Here is a 408-nt window from a genome sequence, read left to right on the forward strand (position 1 = left end):
TTGACGTCACCACCCAATCCGACCTGCACGACTACACCGCCAGGACGCATCGTTTCCAGGCCAGCACGCAGTGCACGTTCGGTACCGCTGACCTCGAACAGCACATCGAAGCTGCCCTTCCCTTGCGCATAGGATTGCAGCACCTCGGCCTCGGTCGCCACGTTGATGACACGGTCGGCCCCGACGACACGAGCTGCTTCCAGTGCCTTGGGCGCAATATCGGTAGCGACGATTTCCGCGGCCCCGGCACGCCGCGCAGCGATGATGACCAGTGCACCGATCGGCCCGCATCCCGTGACCAGGGCCCGCTTGCCCACCAGTGAACCTGCCCGGCGCACGGCGTGCAGGGCCACCGAAAGTGGCTCGGCCATGGCCGCCTCGCCATCGCTGACATGATCGGCCACCGGG

At 66.4% G+C, this 408-nt stretch carries 1 protein-coding gene; it reads right to left on the bottom strand.

Going from position 1 to position 408, the window contains the following annotated elements; translation table 11 throughout:
• Positions 1 to 408 (bottom strand): zinc-binding dehydrogenase (locus tag B3873_RS25170; RefSeq protein WP_286869768.1); only part of this gene is annotated, 408 nt, incomplete at both ends.

Origin of the sequence: Herbaspirillum sp. UBA812 (assembly GCF_002296545.1) — a bacterium.
Classification (GTDB): domain Bacteria; phylum Pseudomonadota; class Gammaproteobacteria; order Burkholderiales; family Burkholderiaceae_D; genus Herbaspirillum; species Herbaspirillum huttiense.